General features: G+C 57.0%; 1 protein-coding gene. It reads left to right on the top strand.

Going from position 1 to position 667, the window contains the following annotated elements; genetic code table 11:
- On the top strand, positions 1-667 hold a 667-nt coding region (locus APH42_RS28900; protein WP_156352991.1), incomplete at both ends, for a GTP-binding protein.

Genomic DNA, 667 nt, shown 5'->3' with positions numbered 1-667 from the left:
ATCGGCCACGTTGACCACGGTAAGACCACTCTGACCGCAGCTCTGACTCGCGTTTGCTCCGAAGTTTTCGGTTCGGCAATCGTTGAGTTCGACAAGATCGACTCGGCTCCGGAAGAAAAAGCGCGCGGTATCACCATCAACACCGCTCACGTTGAGTACAACTCGACCATTCGTCACTACGCTCACGTTGACTGCCCAGGTCACGCTGACTACGTGAAGAACATGATCACCGGTGCTGCCCAGATGGACGGCGCGATCCTGGTTTGCTCGGCCGCCGATGGTCCGATGCCACAAACCCGTGAGCACATCCTGCTGTCCCGTCAGGTTGGCGTTCCGTACATCGTGGTCTTCCTGAACAAGGCTGACCTGGTAGACGACGCTGAGCTGCTGGAACTGGTCGAGATGGAAGTTCGCGACCTGCTGTCCACCTACGACTTCCCAGGCGACGACACTCCGATCATCATCGGTTCCGCTCGTATGGCCCTGGAAGGCAAAGACGACAACGAAATGGGCACTACCGCTGTTAAGAAGCTGGTAGAGACTCTGGACAGCTACATTCCTGAGCCAGTTCGTGCCATCGACCAGCCGTTCCTGATGCCGATCGAAGACGTATTCTCGATCTCGGGTCGTGGTACCGTTGTTACCGGTCGTATCGAGCGTGGTATCG

The sequence above is a fragment of the Pseudomonas sp. NBRC 111140 genome, assembly GCF_001320885.1.
In the GTDB taxonomy this organism is placed as follows: domain Bacteria; phylum Pseudomonadota; class Gammaproteobacteria; order Pseudomonadales; family Pseudomonadaceae; genus Aquipseudomonas; species Aquipseudomonas putida_P.
The sequence above is the reverse complement of the archived record's forward strand: the minus strand, read 5'-3'. Positions and strand labels throughout refer to the sequence as shown.